The organism is Agromyces flavus (assembly GCF_900104685.1).
GTDB lineage: Bacteria > Actinomycetota > Actinomycetes > Actinomycetales > Microbacteriaceae > Agromyces > Agromyces flavus.
Window position 1 is genome coordinate 1267884 of sequence record NZ_LT629755.1, and the last position, 19290, is coordinate 1287173.

A 19290-nucleotide genomic window follows, 5' to 3' on the forward strand; every position below is an offset into this window, starting at 1 on the left:
ACGAATGACCCCAGGCAAGAACGAGCCCGCCCCCTCCCAGATCGCCGAACGGATCGACGACGTCGACGTCGCGGAGGAGATGCAGGGCTCGTTCCTCGAGTACGCCTACTCGGTCATCTACTCGCGCGCACTGCCCGACGCGCGCGACGGCCTCAAGCCCGTGCAGCGGCGCATCCTCTACATGATGAGCGACATGGGGCTGCGCCCCGACCGCGGCCACGTGAAGTCCGCGCGCGTGGTCGGCGAGGTCATGGGGAAGCTCCACCCGCACGGCGACGCGGCGATCTACGACGCGCTCGTGCGCCTCGCGCAGCCCTTCACGCTGCGCGTGCCGCTCGTCGACGGGCACGGCAACTTCGGCTCGCTCGACGACGGCCCGGCGGCGGCTCGGTACACCGAGGCGCGGATGGCTCCCCCGGCCATGTCGATGACCGAGAGCCTCGACGAGGATGTCGTCGACTTCATCCCGAACTACGACAACTCGCACCAGCAGCCCGAGGTCCTGCCGGCCGCCATCCCGAACCTGCTCGTGAACGGCGCGAGCGGCATCGCCGTGGGCATGGCCACGAACATGGCGCCGCACAACCTCGTCGAGGTCGTCGCTGCGGCGCGCCATCTGCTGAGCACGCCCGAGGCGACGCTCGACGAGCTGATGGAGTTCGTGCCCGGACCCGACTTCCCGTCGGGCGGCACGATCGTGGGGCTCGCCGGCGTGCGCGACGCGTACGCGACCGGCCGCGGCTCCTTCAAGACGCGCGCGAAGGTGTCGATCGAGCAGCTCACGCCACGCAAGACGGGGCTCGTCGTCACCGAACTGCCGTACCTCGTCGGCCCCGAGAAGGTCATCGAGAAGATCAAGGACGGCGTCAACGCCAAGAAGATCACGGGCATCGCCGACGTCACCGACCTCACCGACCGCACGCGCGGACTGCGACTCGTGATCGGCGTCAAGACGGGATTCAATCCGCAGGCGGTGCTCGAGCAGCTGTACCGGCTCACGCCGCTCGAGGACTCGTTCAACATCAACAACGTCGCCCTCGTCGACGGGCAGCCGCAGACCCTCGGACTTCGCGAGCTGCTCGAGGTGTACCTCGCGCACCGCATCCGCGTGGTCACGCGGCGATCCGAGTACCGCCTCGCCCGCCGACGCGAACGGCTCCACCTCGTCGAGGGCCTGCTCATCGCCATCCTCGACATCGACGAGGTCATCCAGGTCATCCGGTCCAGCGACGATGCGGATGCCGCGCGCCGCCGCCTCATCGAGGTGTTCGACCTCAGCGAGCTGCAGGCCGAGTACATCCTCGAGCTCAGGCTCCGCCGCCTGACCAGGTTCTCGCGCATCGAGCTCGAGGCCGAGCGCGACCAGCTCCTCGCCGAGATCGCCGCGCTCGAAGAGCTGCTCGGCAGCGACGTTCGGATCCGCGCGCAGGTGGCCGACGAGCTCGATCGGGCCGCCGATCTCTACGGCACCCCGCGCCGCACGATGCTGACCGAGGCGCGCGTGATGCCCAAGACGCGCAAGGCGGTCGACCCGGCGACGCTCGAGCACGCCGACGTGCCCTGCCGGGTGATCCTCGGCGCGACGGGCCGGATCGCCAGGGTCGACGCGCCCGAGGCCGAGGCGGCGGTCGCGATCACTCCCCCGTCGCGGCGGTCGAAGCACGATGCGGTGCGCTCCGAGCTCGAGACCACGAGCCGGACCGAGATCGGCGCAGTCACCTCGAAGGGCCGACTGATCCGTTTCTCGCCGCTCGACCTGCCGGTGCTTCCGCCCAACTCGGTGCAGCTCGCGGCGGGCGTCCGCGTGAGCGACTACCTGGCGCTGGCCGACCGCGACGAGCGCGTGCTCGCGGTGGTGTCGCTCGAGTCGAGCCGGCCCATCGTGCTCGGCACCGAGCAGGGCGTCGTCAAGCGCGTGGCGCCCGGGGGCTATCCGAACCGGCCCGACTTCGAGGTCATCGGCCTCAAGGCGGGCGACCGGGTCGTCGGCGCCGCCCAGGGCGGCGACGACGATGAACTCGTCTTCGTCACGAGCGATGCGCAGCTGCTGCACTTCCCGGCCTCGTCCGTGCGCCCGCAGGGGTGTCCGGCGGGCGGCATGGCCGGCATCAAGCTGGCGTCCGGGGCAAAGGTGGTCGAGTTCACCGCGCTCGTCCGCGCCGATGTCGAGCGAGCGGTGGTCGTGACGGTCGCCGCGTCGAGCGACACGCTGCTGGGCGCCGACCCAGGTGCCGCGAAGGTCGCGGCATTCGCCGAGTACCCGAGCAAGGGCCGTGCGACCGGCGGCGTCCGGGCGCACCGATTCCTCAAGGGCCAGGACGCACTCTCGCTCGCCTGGGTCGGGCCCGGACCTGCGCACGGGCTCGGCGCCGACGGCTCGGTGCGGCCGCTGCCCGAGGCGAACGGCAGGCGCGACGGCTCCGGCCAGCCGCTCGAGGCGGTCGTGCAGGTCGTGGGGCGCGCCATCCGCTGACCGCATCACCACCCGCGGCACGAGAAGTCGGCCCGTTCGCTTGACCTCACCGACGGTCGAGTGGCATCTTCGGCCCTGACCGGGCGACCCGAGGGGACACGGACGACATCGGGCGCCGCATCGAGGGACGGGGTGGTCGATGTCGACGTCAGGTCGGATGCTGCGGAGCAGGGTCGAGGGACCGGTGCTCGAGCCGGGCGATGCGGGGTACGACGAGTCGCGGTCGGTGTGGAACGCGATGATCGACCGCCGGCCGAGGTTCGTCGTCCGGTGCGCGAGCGCCGGCGACGTCGCATCCGCGGTGCGGTTCGCGGTCGAGCACGAGCTCGAGGTCGGTGTCCGCTGCGGCGGGCACGGCATCGTGGGCCATGCCGTGCCCGACGACGGCCTCATGCTCGACCTCCGCCCGATGGGCGAGGTGCAGGTGGACGCCACGGCTCGCCGTGCCCGCGTGCAGGGCGGCGCACTCCTCGGGGCGCTCGACCTCGCGACGCAGGCCTACGGGCTCGCGACGACCGCGGGCAATGTGTCGCACACCGGCGTCGGCGGCCTCACCCTCGGCGGAGGGATGGGCTGGCTCGCCCGGCAGCATGGCCTTTCGTGCGACAACGTGGTCTCGTTCGAGGTCGTCACCGCCGGAGGCGAGATCCTCCGGGCCGATGCCGAGTCGCATCCCGAGCTGTACTGGGCGCTCCGCGGTGGCGGCGGCAACTTCGGCGTCGTCACGGAATTCGAGTTCGCCCTGCATCCCGAGCCCGGAGACGCGCTGTCCGTCGAGTTCCTCTTCCCCGTGTCATCCGCTGCGGGTCCGATGCGCAGATGGCGCGATGCGAGCCGCACGGCCGATCGACGCGCCACCTGGAACGCGACGATCGTCGAGCAGACGGTGTCGCTCGGATTCGTCTGGGTCGGCGACGCCGCAGCGGGTGCGGACCGGGCCGACGAGCTCGGCGCACTGCTGGCGACTGCCGGCCCCATCGCCCGTCGGATCGTCGAGCCGCTCTCGTACCTGGAGCTGCAGGTACGAGAGGACGACGTCGAGGGACCCGCGCTGCGTCGCTACTGGAAGGGGCACTACTTCCGGGACCTCGGCGACGAGGTCATCGACGCCGTCCTCGCCCGCGACGGCGACGACGTGCCCGACGTGAGCCTGCAGGCGTACGGCGGAGCGATCGCCGACGTGGCCGACGGGGACACGGCGTTCTCGCGACGCGACACCGCGTTCGAGTTCGTGGCCGCGTGCCGCTGGCACGAGCCCGCCGACGACGAGAAGCGGATGGTGGCGGCGCGCCGATACGCGGGCCCGTTGGAACGGTTCGCGAGCGGCGCCTACGTCAACGCGCTGGGCGACGAGGGCGCCGCAGGGATCCGGCGTGCGTACTCGGAGGACAAGCTCGCCCGCCTGCGCACCGTGAAGGACGCGTACGACCCGGCCAACGTGTTCCACCACAACCAGAACATCGCGCCGTCCCCGGCCTGAGGGGCCGGCGCTGAGCTGCTCAGGCGTCGATGCGGTCGCGCGTGAGCGCCGCCGCGCTGTCGACGATGAACTCCTTGCGCGGCGCGACCTCGTTGCCCATGAGCAGCTCGAACACGCGCCCCGCGCTCTCGGCGTCGGCCACGCCGACGCGGCGGAGCGTGCGGTGCCGACGGTCCATGGTCGTCGTCGCGAGCTGGTCGGCATCCATCTCGCCGAGGCCCTTGTAGCGCTGGATCGGGTCCTGGTACCGCTTGCCCTGCTTGCGCAGCGTCGCGAGCACGCCCTGCAACTCGGCCTCGGAGTACGTGTACAGCACGTCGTTGGGTTTGGATCCGGGATTCAGCACCACGACCCGATGCAGCGGCGGGACGGCGGCGAACACGCGGCCGTCCTCGATCATCGGCCGCATGTACCGGAAGAACAGGGTGAGCAGCAGCGTCCGGATGTGCGCGCCGTCGACGTCGGCGTCGCTCATGATGATGACCTTGCCGTAGCGGGCCCCGGAGAGGTCGAACGTGCGGCCGGATCCGGCGCCGATCACCTGGATGATGGATGCGCACTCGGCGTTGCTCAGCATGTCGGCGATGCTCGCCTTCTGCACGTTGAGGATCTTGCCCCGGATCGGCAGGAGCGCCTGGTGCTCGCTGTCGCGCGCGAGCTTCGCCGTGCCGAGCGCCGAATCGCCCTCGACGATGAACAGCTCGCTCTGCGCCACGTCGCTCGAACGGCAGTCCACGAGTTTCGCCGGGAGCGACGAAGTCTCGAGGGCGTTCTTGCGACGCTGCGTCTCTTTGTGGGTGCGCGCCGAGATGCGCGCCTTCATCTCGGAGACGATCTTCTCGAGCACGAGAGAGGTCTGCGCCTTGTCGTCGCGCTTGGTCGAGGCGAATCGCTCGCCGAGGGCCTTCTGCACGACGGAGGCCACGATGGAGCGCACGGCAGGGGTGCCGAGCACCTCCTTCGTCTGGCCCTCGAACTGCGGTTCGGGCAGCCGGACCGTGAGGACGACCGTGAGGCCCGCGAGGACGTCGTCCTTCTCGAGCTTGTCGTTGCCGACCTTGAGGCGCCGCGCGTTCTGCTCGACCTGCTGGCGGAGGAACTTGAGGAGCCCCTGCTCGAAGCCCGCCTGGTGGGTGCCGCCCTTCGGCGTGGCGATGATGTTCACGAAGCTGCGCATGACGGTGTCGTAGCCGATGCCCCAGCGGAGGGCGATGTCGACGTGGCAATGCCGTTCGACGTCGGTCGGGATCATCGCGCCGTGGTCGTTGAGCACGGGGACCGTCTCGGTGAAGCGACCGTCGCCCGTGATGCGCCAGACGTCGGTGACCGGTCCGTCGACGGCCAGGTGCTCGGCGAATTCGGAGATTCCGCCGTCGAACTGGAAGCGGTGCGACTCGCGCTCCTCGCCCCGCTGGTCGACGACGGTGATCGCGAGGCCGGGCACCAGGAAGGCGGTCTGCCGTGCTCGGTTGAGCAGCTCGTCGACCTGGAACGACGCGCCCTTGGTGAAGATCTGCGGGTCGGCCCAGTACCGCACGCGGGTGCCCGTGACGCCCTTCGCGACACGCCCGACCTTGCGCAACTCGCTGGATTGCTCGAACGGACTGAACCGCGAGGCCGGCGACACGACCCCGTTGTCGGCGAACACGCCGGGCTCGCCGCGGTGGAACGACATCGCCCAGGTGGCACCGCCGCGATCCACCTCGACGTCGAGCCGCTCGGACAGGGCGTTCACGACCGACGCACCGACGCCGTGCAGGCCGCCCGATGCCGAGTACGAGCCCGATCCGAACTTGCCGCCCGCGTGCAGCTTGGTGAACACGACCTCGACGCCGGTGAGGCCGGTCTTCGGCTCGACGTCGACCGGAATGCCGCGGGCGCGGTCGCGCACCTCGACGCTGCCGTCGGCGTGGAGGACCACGTCGATCTCGGTTCCGAAGCCGCCGAGCGCCTCGTCGACGGAGTTGTCGATGATCTCCCACAGGCAGTGCATCAGGCCGCGCGAGTCCGTCGAGCCGATGTACATGCCCGGTCGCTTGCGGACGGCCTCGAGGCCCTCGAGCACGGAGAGATGGCGGGCGGAATAGTCGGAGCTCACGTCGCACAAGCCTACTGAGGGCCACCCCCGATGCCGGCCAGGCGCTTCGCGCAGAGCGAAATGCAGGGCAGCACGGAAGTTTCCCGGCCCCGGCCGTGTTTTCATTGATGACAACGGAACGGATTGTGAGCTACGGAGGAGGCGCCATGAACCAGACCACCGACACCGCCGGTGCGGTCGACGAACTCGACACCCCGCACGAGCTCACGGCCCTCGACCGCTGCGACGCCTGCGGCGCGCAGGCCTACATCCGCGTGGTCGTCTCGAGCGGCGAGCTGCTCTTCTGCGCCCACCACGGCCGCAAGCACCAGGAGAAGCTCTCGCAGATCGCGCACAGCTGGCACGACGAGTCGAGCCGGCTCCTCACCGACACGCGCGACTGAGCGCCCCCGACACGTCACGAACGCCCCGGTGCCACCTGGGGCGTTCGTCGTTCCTCGGGGGTATTCGAGCTGTGCTGCGGCGCAGCCTCAGGCGCCGACGGATGCCGCGACGCCGGCGGCACGCAGCTGCGCCGCTCGCGCGGAGTCGGCGTAGCGGTCGACGACCAGCGCCTGCGCTCCGGGCTCGTAGGTCGATCCGGCGCGCACGCATATGCGCTCGAGCATGGCGTCGGCCAGCTTCGGATTCTTCGCGAGCACGGGTCCGTGCAGGTGCGTGCCGATGACGTCGCCCATCCGCAGGCCCTCCTGCCCCGAACCGCGCCCGTTGCCCGACCCCGCCTGGACGCGGCCGAGCGGGGAGGCCTCGGCGCCCACGTAATCGCGCGCGTGGTTCTCGAATCCGACCAGGAGGCCCAGCCCGCCGCCGGCCTTCACCACGAGATCGCCCGCGATGCGGCCCTCGCGCGCCACCGCTCGGCCGGCGACGATGCCGAGCCCCTCGACGGTGCTGCCGTCGGGGCGCTCGATGCCCCAGCTGAGCAGTTCCCATCCGGTGCCCACGGCGAGGATCGGCACGCCCTCGGTCCCCCAACGGCGGAGCTCGTCGTGCACCTCGAGCAGCCGCGTGCGGCTCGTCTCGAGCGACGCGTCGCTGCCGGAGCCGAGGATCACCGCGTCGACCTGGGACGGCAGGTCCTCGGCGCGCTCGACGGGCACGACGCGCGCGTCGTGCCCGGCCCAGCCGGCGCGCGCCGCGAGCACGGCGGCGTTCTCGGCATCGCCGTTCGTGTTCTGCAGCGAGGGCAGCAGGGAGACGATCGTCAGGGTCATTCCGCTCCCGTGAGTCCGAGGTGGGCGCGCGTGCGCCGCATCGCGTCGGCCGAGAAGACGATGGTCTTCACGCCCGAGTGCGGCGAGGGCGCGGCGAGGAAGTCGTCGAGCGCGCGAGCGAGGTCGGGTTCGACCCGGTCGATCGCGACGCCGTCGTACGCGAGCATGAGCGCGGCCTCGTCGGCCTTGGACCCGCTCACGATCGCCACACGCCCGAGCGACGAGGCATCCGTCGGCCAGAAGTACGACGGGTCGCGCACGTCGGACCCGATCGCGAAGAGGATCTGCTCGGTGCCGGGCGCGATGCTGTCGACGTTGAGCTGGTAGCTCGCCGGGTTCTGGACCAGGACGAAGTCGACCTCGTGGCCGCGTACGGTGACGCGCTCGCCACGGCCGAACACCGCGGGGATGGCGCTGAGCGCGGCGGCCGCGGTCTCGGGCGCGAAGCGCTCGGCCAGCACCGCCTTCGCGGTGGCGTAGGCCGCGGCTGCGTCCACGGCGTAGTGCGTGCCCCGGGCGGGCAGGCCGATGGGGACGGATGCCGCGCCGTCGGCGAGTACTGCCGAGGCGCCGTCGACCGAATCGACCAGGGTTCCGTCACCCGGGTCGAGGCGCCGTGCGCTGGTCTCGGTGTGGCCGAGCCCGCGCGGTGCGGCGGCGAGCACCGCCTCGGACACGCCGAATCGCCGCACGCGCACCTCGGGTCGGAGTCCGCCCGCGAGTCGCTCGAGGTACGCGTCGTCGGCATTCACCACGACCGTCTCGTGTGCGCGCGCCGCAATGCGCGCGAGCATGCCGGCGACCATCTCGGAGTCGTGGAAGCGGTCGATCTGGTCGACCATGACGTTCGTGAGCGTCACGACGCGTGCGTCGACCCCCTGCATCACCAGCGCGCCGTGGCCTTCGTCCATCTCGAGGACGGCCATGTCGCCCGGCACGCGGCCGCGCCAGTCGGCGCGTTCCAAGAGCGCCGACGTGAGCCCTTGGCTGATGTTCGCGGTCGACGGGTTCGTGAAGACGTCGACGCCGTGAGCGCGCAGGATGGCCACGAGCATCTTGGTGGTCGTCGACTTGCCGCTGGACCCCGAGACGACCACGAGGCCCTGCGGGAAGCCGGACAGGGTCCGCTTGAGGTAGCCGGGCGCGAGCCGGTTGACGATGAGGCCGGGAACGGCCGATCCGCCGCCGGGCTTGCGCAGCCGGGCGGCGAATCGGGTGAGCCTGCCGACGAGGATCGCCGGCGCGTAGCGCACCGCCGGCCTACTCGAGGTAGTCGCGGAGCGACTGCGAGCGGGACGGGTGGCGCAGCTTCGCCATCGTCTTCGACTCGATCTGGCGGATGCGCTCGCGCGTGACGCCGAACGTGTCGCCGATCTGGTCGAGGGTCTTCGGCATGCCGTCGCCGAGCCCGAAGCGCATGCGGATGACGCCGGCCTCGCGCTCGCTCAGCGAGTCGAGCAGCGACTCGAGCTGCTTCTGCAGCATCGTGAAGCCCACCGCGTCAGCCGGCACGACCGCCTCGGTGTCCTCGATGAGGTCGCCGAACTCGCTGTCGCCGTCCTCGCCGAGCGGGGTGTGCAGCGAGATCGGCTCGCGGCCGTACTTCTGCACCTCGATGACCTTCTCGGGGGTCATGTCGAGTTCCTTCGACAGCTCCTCGGGCGTGGGCTCGCGGCCCAGGTCCTGCAGCATCTGGCGCTGCACGCGGGCGAGCTTGTTGATGACCTCGACCATGTGCACCGGGATGCGGATGGTGCGGGCCTGGTCGGCCATCGCGCGGGTGATCGCCTGGCGGATCCACCACGTCGCGTAGGTCGAGAACTTGAAGCCCTTGGTGTAGTCGAACTTCTCGACCGCGCGGATCAGGCCGAGGTTGCCCTCCTGGATCAGGTCGAGGAACTGCATGCCGCGGCCCGTGTAGCGCTTCGCAAGCGAGACCACGAGGCGCAGGTTCGCGCCGAGCAGGTGGCTCTTGGCCCGCTGGCCGTCGCGCGCGACCCACTGCAGTTCGCGTCCGAGCTGCGACTTCCGCTCGGCGTCGCTCATGTGCGAGAGCTTCTCTTCAGCGAAGAGGCCCGCCTCGATGCGCATCGCCAGCTCGACCTCTTCGGCCGCGTTCAGGAGCGCGACCTTGCCGATCTGCTTCAGGTAGTCCTTGACCGGGTCGGCGGTGGCGCCGGTGATGGTCGTGGAGTAGACCGGGATCTCGTCCTCGTCGTCGGACGCGCGCAGCACGAGCGCGCCGGTCGGGTGCGGCTCGACCGGGATCGGCTTCGCCTCCTCCTCGTCGTCGGCGGGAGCGGCGTCGGCCTCAGCCGGATCCGCCGCCTCGGCGCCCTCGGCGGCCTGCTCGTCGACCTCGGCGGCGTCACCCTCGGCGGCGTCGCCCTCGTCGACCTCGATCGCCTCGGGATCGAGCTCCTCGTCGTCCAGGGCCGCGTCATCGCCGTTCGGCGCGGTCTTGGCCTTCGCGCCCTTCGCGGTGGACGTGCGCGACGTCTTCGACGCGGTCAGCGCGGCCTTGCCCTTCGCCGGCGACTTTGCAGCGGTGCTCTTGGCGCCCGCCTTGGCGGACGTGGACTTCGACGCCGTGCTCGACTTGGCGGTGGCGCGCTTGGGTGCTGCGGTCGTGCGTGCGGCCTCAGCCGACTCGTCGGTCGCCGCCGGGGCCTTGGTGGCCTTGGTTGCCATGCGTTAGAACCTCTTCCTCACCGTCGCGACCGGAGTCCGAGCCCGGACCCGCGGAGATCTGCGTCACGATTCGGTGATTTCGGACACGATGAGGACCCATGTCAAGTCCGCGAGACGTGCGGCTCGAACCGCACAGCGGACCAGAACGGGTCCTTCCCCCTATTATACAGGGCCGCGCGCGCGAACCGATCCGCGACACCGCCGGATCCGGAGCGCCTCGCACCCGTCTCAAGATGGAACGCGACGGCACCGCGCCGCATTCCCGCAGGCGGGCGCCCGAGCTCGTCAGGCGCCGTCGTCCTCGCGGGTTCGCCGATGCGCCAGGAACTTCTCGAGTTCGGCGGCGATCTCGTCGGCGGACGGCAGCTCGCCGTCCTCGTCGGTCAACGGGGAGCGGAGGGTCGTGCCCTCCATGTAGGCGTCGTGGCGCTCCTCGAGCGCGTGCACGAGCTTGGCGAGCTCGCCGTTCTCGGCGACCTGCTCGTCGATCCGCGCGGAGAACTCGCGGCCCTGCTCGCGCAGGGCATCGGTCGGGAAGATGCGGCCGGTCGACGCGCTCACGGCCTCGAGCGCGGCGACGGCCGCCGACGGCCATTCGGCGTCGGAGAGGTAGTGCGGCACGAGCAGCACGAACCCGGTCGTGGGGTGGTCCCGCTCCTGCAGCCGGTACTCGACGAGGTGCAGGGCATTGGCCGGCACCTGGGTGGTGGGCTTCCAGACGGACATCGCGTCGATGAGGTCGGCCCGGTTCCCGCTCACGGTCACGCCGATCGGCCGGGTGTGCGGCACGGGCATGGGGATCGAGTTGATCCACGTCGTAGAGCCCACCTGCAGCTGCTCGATGAGGCCGAGCACGGCCGCGCCGAAGCGCTCCCACTGGAAGTCGGGCTCGAAGCCGGTGAGCAGCAGGAACGGCTGGCCGAGCTCGTCGCGCGCCAGGTCGAGCGACAGCCGCGGCGGTCGGTAGTCGGTGAGGTGGTCGCCCTCGAAGAGGATGATGGGACGTCGCGCGCGGTAGTCGAGCAGCTCGTCGGCGTCGAAGGTCGCCACCACGGTCGTGTCGAGCGTGCTCAACAGGTAGGACGAGGTCTGCGCGACCGCGCTCCCGGCGTCGGCGAAGCCCGTCAGCCCGGCGACGAGCGGCAGCCCGGCCGGCACCTCGACGTCGGCATTGAGCTCGTACAGGGAGCGTGGGTCGCGCATACCTCAAGGGTACTGACGGGTGCGACGCCCACCGCCGGCCCACGCCCCCGCACGTGATGCCCTGAGCGAACACCTAGCATCGAACGCATGCCCGTTCCCACGCTCGAACTCACCGATTCCCCCGCCGTCGACTCGGACGCCGGCGCCGTCCTGCTCGCCGCACGTCGCACCGGGGACGGACCCGAGCTGCTCGCACCCGACGGCTTCGAGTGGGTGGCTGCGGCGCTCACGGCCTTCGGCGCGAAAGGCGCCGCCGAGGAGATCACGCGCCTGGTCGAGCCGGGCGAGCGGGGCCGGGTGGTCATCGTGGCCGGCGTCGGCGACGAGGCGGATGCCGCGACGCTCCGCCTCGCCGCGGGCGCCGCGGTGCGCACCATCCCGTCGCTCGACGCGGTCGCGATCGCCGTCCCGACGTCCGAGCCCGAGCCGGCCGCCGCCCTCCTCGAGGGGGCAGCCCTCGGCGCCTACGCGTTCACCGAGTACCGCGACGGTCCCTCGGGTCCGGGCCGGATCGTCCTCCACACCGAACACGCCGCGGACGCGATCCGTCTCGACCGCATCCGCGCCGTCATCGCGGCGGTGGCACGCACGAAGGACCTCGTCAACACCGCGCCGAACGACCTGCCGCCCGCGGCGCTCGCCGAGCTCGCGGCCGAGGCGGCCTCGGCCGCCGGGATCGCCGTGCGCGTGCTCGACGAGCGCCTGCTCGCCGACGAGGGCTTCAACGGCATCCTCGCCGTCGGGTCCGGCTCGTCGCGTCCGCCGAGGCTCGTGCGCCTCGAGTACGCGCCGGCCGAGGCATCCGTGCACCTGGCCCTCGTCGGGAAGGGCATCACGTTCGATTCCGGCGGGCTCTCGCTGAAGCCGGGCGCCTCCATGGTCGGCATGAAGTCCGACATGGCCGGCGCGGCGGCCGTGCTGTCCGCGATCGTCGCACTCGCCGAGCTGCGCGTTCCCGTCCGCGTCACCGGCTGGCTCTGCCTCGCCGAGAACATGCCGTCCAGTCACGCCGTGCGCCCGAACGACGTGCTGCGCATGAAGGACGGCACGACCGTCGAGGTGCTCAACACCGATGCCGAGGGCCGGCTCGTCATGGCGGACGCGCTCGCCGCGGCCAGCGCGGAACAGCCCGACGCGATCGTCGACGTCGCGACGCTGACGGGAGCGCAGGTCGTGGCGCTCGGCAACCGCATCGCGGGACTCATGGGCGACGACGACCTCGTCGCGCAGGTGCGCAGCGCGGCGGACGCGGTCGGCGAGCCGATCTGGCCCATGCCGCTGCCCGACGACCTGAAGGCCCTGCTGAAGTCGGATGTCGCGGACCTCGCGAACACCAAGCTGGGCACCGTCGTGCCGGGCATGCTGCTCGCCGGCGTCTTCCTGCAGCACTTCGTCGGGCGTCGCGACGAGGCCGACGAGGCCCGCATCCCATGGGCGCACGTGGACATCGCCGGCCCGTCGTTCAACAGCGGATCGCCGTGGGGATTCACCGGTTCCGGCGCCACCGGAGCGGCGGTCCGGACGCTCGTCCGGCTGGGCGAGCAGCTCGCCGCCAAGTAGTAAGGTCATGTGGGGCGATCGTCGCCCCGAGGCCCGCCCCGGCCACGAGCCGCGGTGGATGGCGCCGCAGACCGATGCGCAAGGGAGATTCCGTTTGTCCGAGCAGAACTTTGACCTCGTCGTTCTCGGGGGCGGCAGCGGAGGGTACGCGGCGGCGCTGCGCGCCGTCCAGCTCGGCCTCACGGTGGCACTCGTCGAGAAGGACAAGCTCGGCGGCACGTGCCTGCACCGCGGCTGCATCCCCACCAAGGCGCTCCTGCATGCCGCCGAGGTGGCCGACAACTCCCGCGAGTCGGCGAAGTTCGGCGTGCGGTCGACCTTCGAGGGCATCGACGTGCCAGCGGTGACCAAGTACCGCGAGAGCATCGTCGCGAGCAAGTTCAAGGGCCTGCAGGGCCTCGTCAAGGCGCGCGGCATCACCGTGGTCGAGGGCGAGGGCCGCCTGGTCGCGGCGAACGCCGTCCAGGTCGGCGACCAGCGCCTCGTCGGCAAGAACGTCGTGCTCGCGACCGGTTCGTACTCGCGCTCGCTGCCGGGCCTCGAGATCGGCGGCCGCGTGATCACCAGCGAGCAGGCGCTCGAGCTCGACTTCGTGCCGCAGAAGGTCGCCGTCCTCGGCGGCGGCGTCATCGGCGTCGAGTTCGCGAGCGTCTGGAAGTCGTTCGGCGCCGAGGTCACGATCATCGAGGCCCTGCCGCACCTCGTCCCCAACGAGGAGGAGGTGATCTCGAAGCACCTCGAGCGCGCCTTCCGCAAGCGCGGCATCGACTACAAGCTCGGCGTCCGCTTCCAGGGCGTCACCCAGCACGACGACGGCGTCGTCGTCACGCTCGAGAACGGCGAGACCGTCGAAGCCGAGCTCCTGCTCGTGGCCGTCGGTCGCGGGCCCGTCACGCAGAACCTCGGATACGAAGAGGCCGGCGTGACCATCGACCGCGGCTTCGTCATCACGGACGAGCGCCTCCAGACGAGCGTTCCCGGCGTCTATGCAGTCGGCGACATCGTCCCGGGCCTGCAGCTCGCGCACCGCGGCTTCCAGCAGGGCATCTTCGTCGCCGAGGAGATCGCGGGCCTGAACCCGATCGTCGTCGAGGACGTCAACGTCCCCAAGGTCACGTACTGCGAGCCCGAGGTCGCGTCGGTCGGCTACACCGAGGCCCGCGCCGCCGAGAAGTTCGGTGCCGACAAGGTCTCCTCGTACGAGTACAACCTCGCCGGCAACGGCAAGAGCCACATCCTCGAGACGAGCGGCATCATCAAGGTCGTCCGCGTCGAGGACGGCCCGGTGGTCGGCGTCCACATGATCGGCGCGCGCGTCGGCGAGCTCATCGGCGAAGCCCAGCTCGCGGTCAACTGGGAGGCGTACCCCGAGGACATCGCCCCGCTCATCCACGCGCACCCGACCCAGAACGAAGCACTCGGCGAGGCGTTCCTCAAGCTCGCGGGCAAGCCGCTGCACGCGCTCTGAGCCCGGCCCGCTGAAACACGACTGCAATAAGCTAGAACGCGTCAACGCTGTGAAGGAGACAAGCGCATGAGCGAATCCGTCAGCCTCCCGGCACTCGGCGAGAGTGTCACGGAGGGCACGGTCACCCGCTGGCTGAAGAACGTGGGAGACCGTGTGGAGGTCGACGAGCCGCTGCTCGAGGTCTCGACCGACAAGGTCGACACCGAGATCCCATCCCCCGTCGCCGGAGTCATCGAGGCGATCCTGGTCCAGGAGGATGAGACCGTCGAGGTCGGCACCCCGCTCGTGACCATCGGCGACGGCTCCGGAGCGGGCGCCGCGCCCGCCGAGGCGCCCGCAGCCGAGCAGGCGCCGGCACCTGAGGCCGCCCCCGCCGAGCAGGCCCCGGCGCCGGCTCCCGAGGCGGCACCGGCCGCTCCCGAGGCGGCACCGGCGCAGGCGCCCGCGGCGGCTCCGGCCGCACCGGCCCCGGCTCCGGAGGCGGCTCCGGCCGCACCGGCGCAGGCGCCCGCGGCACAGCCGGCCGCTGAGGCGGCACCCGCGCCGCAGGGCGGATACGAAGCCCCGGCTCCGGCCGCCGAGGCGCCGGCAGCCCCGCAGGCCGCTCCGGCTCCGGCTCCGCCCGCGCAGCCGGCCGCCGAGCCCGCGGCGGCGCAGGCTCCGGCCCAGCCCTCCCCGGCACCCGAGCAGCCCGCCCAGGCGCCCGCCGCACAGGCTCCCGCCGCTCCGGCGCCGGCTCCCGAGCAGCCGGCCGCACCGGCCCCGGCCGCCGAGGCCGCTCCGGCTCCGCAGGCCGGCGCCCACGCCGGCGCCTCCGGCTACGTCACCCCCATCGTGCGCAAGCTCGCGAACGAGCAGGGCGTCGACCTCGCGTCGGTGCAGGGCACGGGCGTCGGCGGTCGAATCCGCAAGCAGGACGTCATGTCGGCGGGAACCCCCGCGGCGGCACCGGCTGCGGCGGGCGCCCAGGCCAAGCCCGCTCGTCAGCCGCTCGAGACGTCGCCGCTCCGTGGAACCACCCAGCCGATGACGCGACTGCGCAAGGTCGTCGCCGAGCGCGCCGTGGTCTCCATGCAGTCGACGGCGCAGCTCACCTCGGTCGTCGAGGTCGACGTCACGCGCGTCGCCCGCCTCCGCGATCGGGTCAAGGGCGCCTTCCACGAGCAGACGGGCACCAAGCTCTCGTTCCTTCCGTTCTTCGCCCTCGCGGCGGTCGAGGCGCTCCGCGCTTACCCGATCGTCAACTCGACGGTCGACGGCGAGTCGATCGTCTACCCCGAGCGGGAGAACCTGAGCATCGCGGTCGACACCGAGCGCGGCCTCCTCACCCCGGTCGTACGCGACGCGGGCGAACTCGACATCGCCGGCCTCGCCAAGCAGATCGCCGACCTGGCCGAGCGGACCCGCAACAACCAGCTCAAGCCCGACGAGCTCGCGGGCGGCACCTTCACGCTGACCAACACCGGTTCGCGCGGTGCGCTGTTCGACACGCCGGTCGTGTTCCTGCCGCAGACGGCGATCCTCGGCACGGGCGTCGTCGTGAAGCGGCCGGTCGTGATCTCGGAAGACGGCTCCGACGCGATCGCGATCCGTTCGATGGTCTACCTCGCGCTGTCGTACGACCACCGCATCATCGATGGTGCCGACGCCGCGCGGTTCCTGACCGCCGTCAAGGCCCGCCTCGAGGAGGGCGACTTCGAGGGCGACCTCGGCATCTAGTCGAACCACTCCCGCAACCGCCAACCGGCCTCGCTCCGCATGATGAGGAGCGAGGCCGGTTCGCGTTCGCCCGCGACATCCGGCACCGAGACGACCACCGCATCGCCCAGGTCGGCGACGACCCTGATCGCATCGAGGTCGGCCTGCGCCTCAGCGCTGGTGTCGCCCCGCTCGATGGCGGCGCGGTCCCTGGCCTCGATCGGCGAACCCGGCTGCACGACCGCGTCCAGGCAGGCGAGGTCGCGCGAGGCGAGACAGCTCGTACGGATCTCCAGCAGGGCCGCCGCCGCGGTGATCGCGTCGTCGGCGTCGGGCTCGGCGGCGCCGGGGTCGGTGGCCACGGCTGCCTGCTCGGCATCAGACCCGCCGCCATCGGGCTCGGGAGACGGCGGCGGGCTCTCCGGCTCGTGCGACGGCGCGATGGAGGCGGCGCTCTCGTCGCGGGGGCGCGAGGAAGGGTCGGCCGCGGACGGCGGAACTGCGGTGAGCAGGACGACCAGCGCACCGGCGCCCACGAAACCACCGGTGAGCAGCGCGCCACGGCGTCGCCGCACGACGTCACCGAGTCGCCCGGTCAGCGCCGCGCGCGGATCATGATCGAGCGCCTCCGCCATCTCGGCGGCGGCACCGGTGGGAAGTTGCGCGATCGCGGCGAGGCGTGCCCACCGGCCGGGGCGACCGGCTCGCGCGTCGGCGAGGTCATCGGCGTCGGTCTCGGCCGCGCGCGTCTGGGCCGGGCCCGGCGCGGTCGACGGCGCAGCGACACCCACGACGCGCGACGGCACCTCGCGTCGCAGCGTCGCCTCGGACGGGCGCCCGGGCAATGGCAGGGGTGCCGCGACGTCGAACAGGGCCTGCTCGAGCTCGAGCTCGCGTGGCACGAAGGGGCGCGCCTCGAGCGCGTCGCGAGCGATGCGGATGACGCCATCGAAGGCCCGTCGGTCGCGCGTGGCGGCGGCGACGTCCCCGATGAGCCGCAGCAGTGCGGCATGCCCCGTGCGGAGCAGGTCGGCGCGCACGCCTGCGGCGGCGGCGCGGTCGAGTCGCGCGAGGGCGCCCAGCCCGAGCAGTCGCGGCCGGCCGTCCGCGTCGATCGTCACATCGACGAGATCGAGGCGCGTATGGACGAGCCCGCGCCCGGCGAGCTCGCGGACCGCGACCACGATCGGGGCCAGAGCGGTGACCGCCTGTCCAGGAAGCAGCCCGCCATCGGCCAGCACCGCCGCGAGCGACATGCCCGCGATGCGCTCGACGACGAGGCAGCATCGGCCCTCGGCGAGCCCGGCGACATCGAGGAGGGCGGGAGTCGCACCGGATCCGTCGTGCTCCATGGCGAGCATCTCGTTCGCGATCGCCTCCTCGTCGGCGGCCGGGCCGTATACGCGAACGACCACGAGCGACCCGCTCGAGGTGGCCCCGATCGGGGGCGTCGCGGCCGGGTCGACGTGCGCCGTGGCGAGGTAGACGTCGGCTCGTTCACCCGTCGCGAGTCGGCGGATGAGCCGGTAGCCGGCGAGGACCGTCTCGATGCCGGCACCGCCCGACGCGGGGTCGCCGGCCGCCGTCGACGCCGAGGTCGCGGGTGACTGCGGGCGGCGGAAGCGTGGCATACCGGCAGGATCGGGCGAACGATCGTGGTTCCCGCCGACGCGACGGCCCACGGTGCACATCCTGCGCTTCCTGCGGACTGTGGAGGACGGGCCGCGACCTAGGATGGAGCCCATGCTCGACTACGTCGTCACGGGGCTAAGCGCCAACTCCGTGCCGTATCTCGAGGGTCTCTCCCTCCAGCGCGCCGTCCATCAGGCGGTGGTCTCCGGTGATCGGCCGGACACCGTCATCCTCCTCGAACACGAGCCGGTCTACACCGCCGGCAAGCGGACCGCTCCCGACGAGCGACCGACCGACGGGACACCGGTGGTCGACGTCGATCGCGGCGGCAAGATCACCTGGCACGGGCCCGGTCAGTTGGTCGGCTACCCCATCCTCCACCTCGAGGAGCCGATCGACGTGGTCGGCTACGTGCGCCGCCTCGAGGGCGTGCTCATCGACGTCCTTGCCGGCTTCGGCATCGAGGGCCGCCGGGTCGAGGGCCGCTCCGGCGTCTGGATCGTCCGCGATGCGGTCGAGGAGAAGATCGCCGCGATCGGGATCCGCGTGGCCGAGGGCGTGACCATGCACGGATTCGCCCTGAACTGCTCGAACTCGCTCGAGCCCTACGGCAAGATCGTGGCCTGCGGCATCCGCGACGCCGGCATCACCACGATGTCGAGAGAGCTCGACCGCCCCGTCACGCCGGCCGACGTCGTCGACGCGGTTCAGGCGCGGCTGTCCGCCGAGTTCGCCCCGGCCGAGGAGGCCGCCGCGTGAGCGCCGATCCCGCCGGCCGCCGGATGCTCCGGCTCGAGGTCCGCAACGCCGAGACGCCGATCGAACGCAAGCCCGAGTGGATCAAGACGCGGGCGAAGATGGGTCCCGAGTACCGCCAGCTGCAGCAGCTCGTGAAGTCCGAGGATCTGCACACGGTCTGCCAGGAGGCGGGCTGCCCGAACATCTACGAGTGCTGGGAGGACCGCGAGGCGACCTTCCTCATCGGGGGCTCGCAGTGCACGAGGCGCTGCGACTTCTGCCAGATCGACACGGGCAAGCCGGCCGACTACGACGTCGACGAGCCGCGGCGCGTCGCCGAGTCGGTCGTGCGGATGCAGCTGCGCTACTCCACCGTCACGGGCGTCGCGCGCGACGACCTGCCCGACGAGGGCGCCTGGCTGTACGCCGAGACCATCCGCGAGATCCACCGCCAGTCGCCCGGCACGGGCGTCGAGATCCTCGTGCCCGACTTCTCGGGCAAGCCCGAGCTGCTCGGCGAGGTCTTCTCGGCACGCCCCGAGGTGTTCGCCCACAACGTCGAGACGGTGCCGCGCATCTTCAAGCGCATCCGCCCGGCATTCCGGTACGTACGGTCGCTCGACGTGATCACGCAGGGTCGCGACGCGGGCCTGATCACCAAGTCGAACCTCATCCTCGGCATGGGCGAGGAGCGCGATGAGATCTCGCAGGCGCTCCGCGACCTGCACGATGCGGGCACCGACATCATCACGATCACGCAGTACCTCCGCCCGAGCCCACGGCACCTGCCCGTGGCGCGATGGGTGCGTCCCGAGGAGTTCGTCGAGCTCAAGGCCGAAGCCGAGGACATCGGGTTCCTCGGAGTGCTCGCAGGCCCGCTGGTCCGCTCGTCGTACCGTGCCGGCCGCCTCTGGGCGCAGTCGATGCACGCCAAGGGCCGTGCGCTGCCGGCCGAACTCGCACACCTCGCCGACGCCTCGCTCGGATTCGCTCAGGCCGTCGGCTGAGGCCGCACCTCTCACGGGACGTCCGGTC

14 protein-coding genes are annotated in these 19290 nt (G+C 71.6%); 8 read left to right on the forward strand and 6 right to left on the reverse strand.

The features are described 5' to 3' along the window. Positions 1-4 precede the first annotated feature (4 nt). Positions 5-2473 carry a DNA gyrase/topoisomerase IV subunit A gene (locus tag BLT99_RS06000; RefSeq protein ID WP_092670134.1) on the forward strand — a complete coding sequence of 823 codons (2469 nt, stop codon included), beginning with the start codon at positions 5-7 and terminating at the stop codon, positions 2471-2473. Between the two features lie 139 nt (positions 2474-2612). Continuing rightward, a complete protein-coding gene (locus BLT99_RS06005) occupies positions 2613-3953 on the forward strand; it encodes an FAD-binding oxidoreductase (RefSeq protein ID WP_092670136.1) in 1341 nt (446 codons plus the stop codon). Positions 3954-3972: 19 nt separating this feature from the next. Here BLT99_RS06005 and BLT99_RS06010 read toward each other — a convergent pair whose 3' ends face one another. Beyond that, a complete protein-coding gene (locus BLT99_RS06010) occupies positions 3973-6051 on the reverse strand; it encodes a DNA gyrase/topoisomerase IV subunit B (RefSeq protein ID WP_229724818.1) in 2079 nt (692 codons plus the stop codon). 146 nt (positions 6052-6197) lie between these two features. On the opposite strand from BLT99_RS06010, the gene BLT99_RS06015 reads away from it, so the two are divergent. Continuing rightward, complete coding sequence (locus tag BLT99_RS06015) at positions 6198-6434, forward strand: DUF7455 domain-containing protein (protein WP_092670140.1); 237 nt, start codon at positions 6198-6200, stop codon at positions 6432-6434. An 87-nt stretch (positions 6435-6521) separates the two neighbouring features. Here the strand turns inward: BLT99_RS06015 and BLT99_RS06020 are convergent, their stop codons facing one another. The 4 genes from BLT99_RS06020 to BLT99_RS06035 form a co-directional block, all read right to left on the reverse strand. Continuing rightward, positions 6522-7265: a type 1 glutamine amidotransferase gene (locus tag BLT99_RS06020; RefSeq protein WP_092670142.1), complete on the reverse strand. Its 744-nt coding sequence runs from the start codon at positions 7263-7265 to the stop codon at positions 6522-6524. Then, on the reverse strand, positions 7262-8518 hold the full coding sequence (locus BLT99_RS06025) for a Mur ligase family protein (RefSeq protein WP_092670144.1): 1257 nt from the start codon (positions 8516-8518) through the stop codon (positions 7262-7264). The genes BLT99_RS06020 and BLT99_RS06025 overlap by 4 nt, the downstream gene beginning before the upstream one ends. A 7-nt stretch (positions 8519-8525) precedes the next feature. Continuing rightward, positions 8526-9956, reverse strand: a complete 1431-nt coding sequence (locus tag BLT99_RS06030; RefSeq protein ID WP_092670146.1) for an RNA polymerase sigma factor — start codon at positions 9954-9956, stop codon at positions 8526-8528. A gap of 285 nt (positions 9957-10241) precedes the next feature. After that, the gene (locus BLT99_RS06035) at positions 10242-11159 is read right to left on the reverse strand and encodes a proteasome assembly chaperone family protein (protein ID WP_092670148.1); all 918 of its coding nucleotides are present in this window, start codon (positions 11157-11159) and stop codon (positions 10242-10244) included. A gap of 87 nt (positions 11160-11246) precedes the next feature. On the opposite strand from BLT99_RS06035, the gene BLT99_RS06040 reads away from it, so the two are divergent. The 3 genes from BLT99_RS06040 (at position 11247) to sucB (ending at position 15906) form a co-directional block, all read left to right on the forward strand. Beyond that, positions 11247-12719, forward strand: a complete 1473-nt coding sequence (locus BLT99_RS06040) for a leucyl aminopeptidase (protein WP_092670150.1) — start codon at positions 11247-11249, stop codon at positions 12717-12719. A gap of 94 nt (positions 12720-12813) precedes the next feature. Continuing rightward, positions 12814-14187, forward strand: a complete 1374-nt coding sequence (gene lpdA, locus BLT99_RS06045; protein WP_092670152.1) for a dihydrolipoyl dehydrogenase — start codon at positions 12814-12816, stop codon at positions 14185-14187. A 66-nt stretch (positions 14188-14253) separates the two neighbouring features. Further along, the gene (sucB, locus tag BLT99_RS06050; protein ID WP_092670154.1) at positions 14254-15906 is read left to right on the forward strand and encodes a 2-oxoglutarate dehydrogenase, E2 component, dihydrolipoamide succinyltransferase; all 1653 of its coding nucleotides are present in this window, start codon (positions 14254-14256) and stop codon (positions 15904-15906) included. Here the strand turns inward: sucB and BLT99_RS06055 are convergent. Then, positions 15903-17516: a hypothetical protein gene (locus BLT99_RS06055; RefSeq protein WP_157674945.1), complete on the reverse strand. Its 1614-nt coding sequence runs from the start codon at positions 17514-17516 to the stop codon at positions 15903-15905. The genes sucB and BLT99_RS06055 overlap by 4 nt on opposite strands. 112 nt (positions 17517-17628) lie before the next feature. On the opposite strand from BLT99_RS06055, the gene lipB reads away from it, so the two are divergent. Both lipB and lipA read left to right on the forward strand, forming a co-directional pair. Continuing rightward, positions 17629-18276: a lipoyl(octanoyl) transferase LipB gene (gene lipB, locus BLT99_RS06060; protein ID WP_092670158.1), complete on the forward strand. Its 648-nt coding sequence runs from the start codon at positions 17629-17631 to the stop codon at positions 18274-18276. Then, entirely contained in the window at positions 18273-19262 is a 990-nt protein-coding gene (lipA, locus tag BLT99_RS06065; protein ID WP_092670160.1) for a lipoyl synthase, read from the forward strand. The genes lipB and lipA overlap by 4 nt, the downstream gene beginning before the upstream one ends. Positions 19263-19290: the final 28 nt, after the last annotated feature.

Bases quoted from the DNA above. Each gene is read 5' to 3' on its own strand.
- BLT99_RS06000 (WP_092670134.1), top strand. From the start codon at position 5: ATGACCCCAGGCAAGAACGAGCCCGCCCCCTCCCAGATCGCCGAACGG.
- BLT99_RS06005 (WP_092670136.1), top strand. From the start codon at position 2,613: ATGTCGACGTCAGGTCGGATGCTGCGGAGCAGGGTCGAGGGACCGGTG.
- BLT99_RS06015 (WP_092670140.1), top strand. From the start codon at position 6,198: ATGAACCAGACCACCGACACCGCCGGTGCGGTCGACGAACTCGACACC.
- BLT99_RS06020 (WP_092670142.1), bottom strand. From the start codon at position 7,265: ATGACCCTGACGATCGTCTCCCTGCTGCCCTCGCTGCAGAACACGAAC.
- BLT99_RS06030 (WP_092670146.1), bottom strand. From the start codon at position 9,956: ATGGCAACCAAGGCCACCAAGGCCCCGGCGGCGACCGACGAGTCGGCT.
- BLT99_RS06035 (WP_092670148.1), bottom strand. From the start codon at position 11,159: ATGCGCGACCCACGCTCCCTGTACGAGCTCAATGCCGACGTCGAGGTG.
- BLT99_RS06040 (WP_092670150.1), top strand. From the start codon at position 11,247: ATGCCCGTTCCCACGCTCGAACTCACCGATTCCCCCGCCGTCGACTCG.
- sucB (WP_092670154.1), top strand. From the start codon at position 14,254: ATGAGCGAATCCGTCAGCCTCCCGGCACTCGGCGAGAGTGTCACGGAG.
- BLT99_RS06055 (WP_157674945.1), bottom strand. From the start codon at position 17,516: ATGCCACGCTTCCGCCGCCCGCAGTCACCCGCGACCTCGGCGTCGACG.
- lipB (WP_092670158.1), top strand. From the start codon at position 17,629: ATGCTCGACTACGTCGTCACGGGGCTAAGCGCCAACTCCGTGCCGTAT.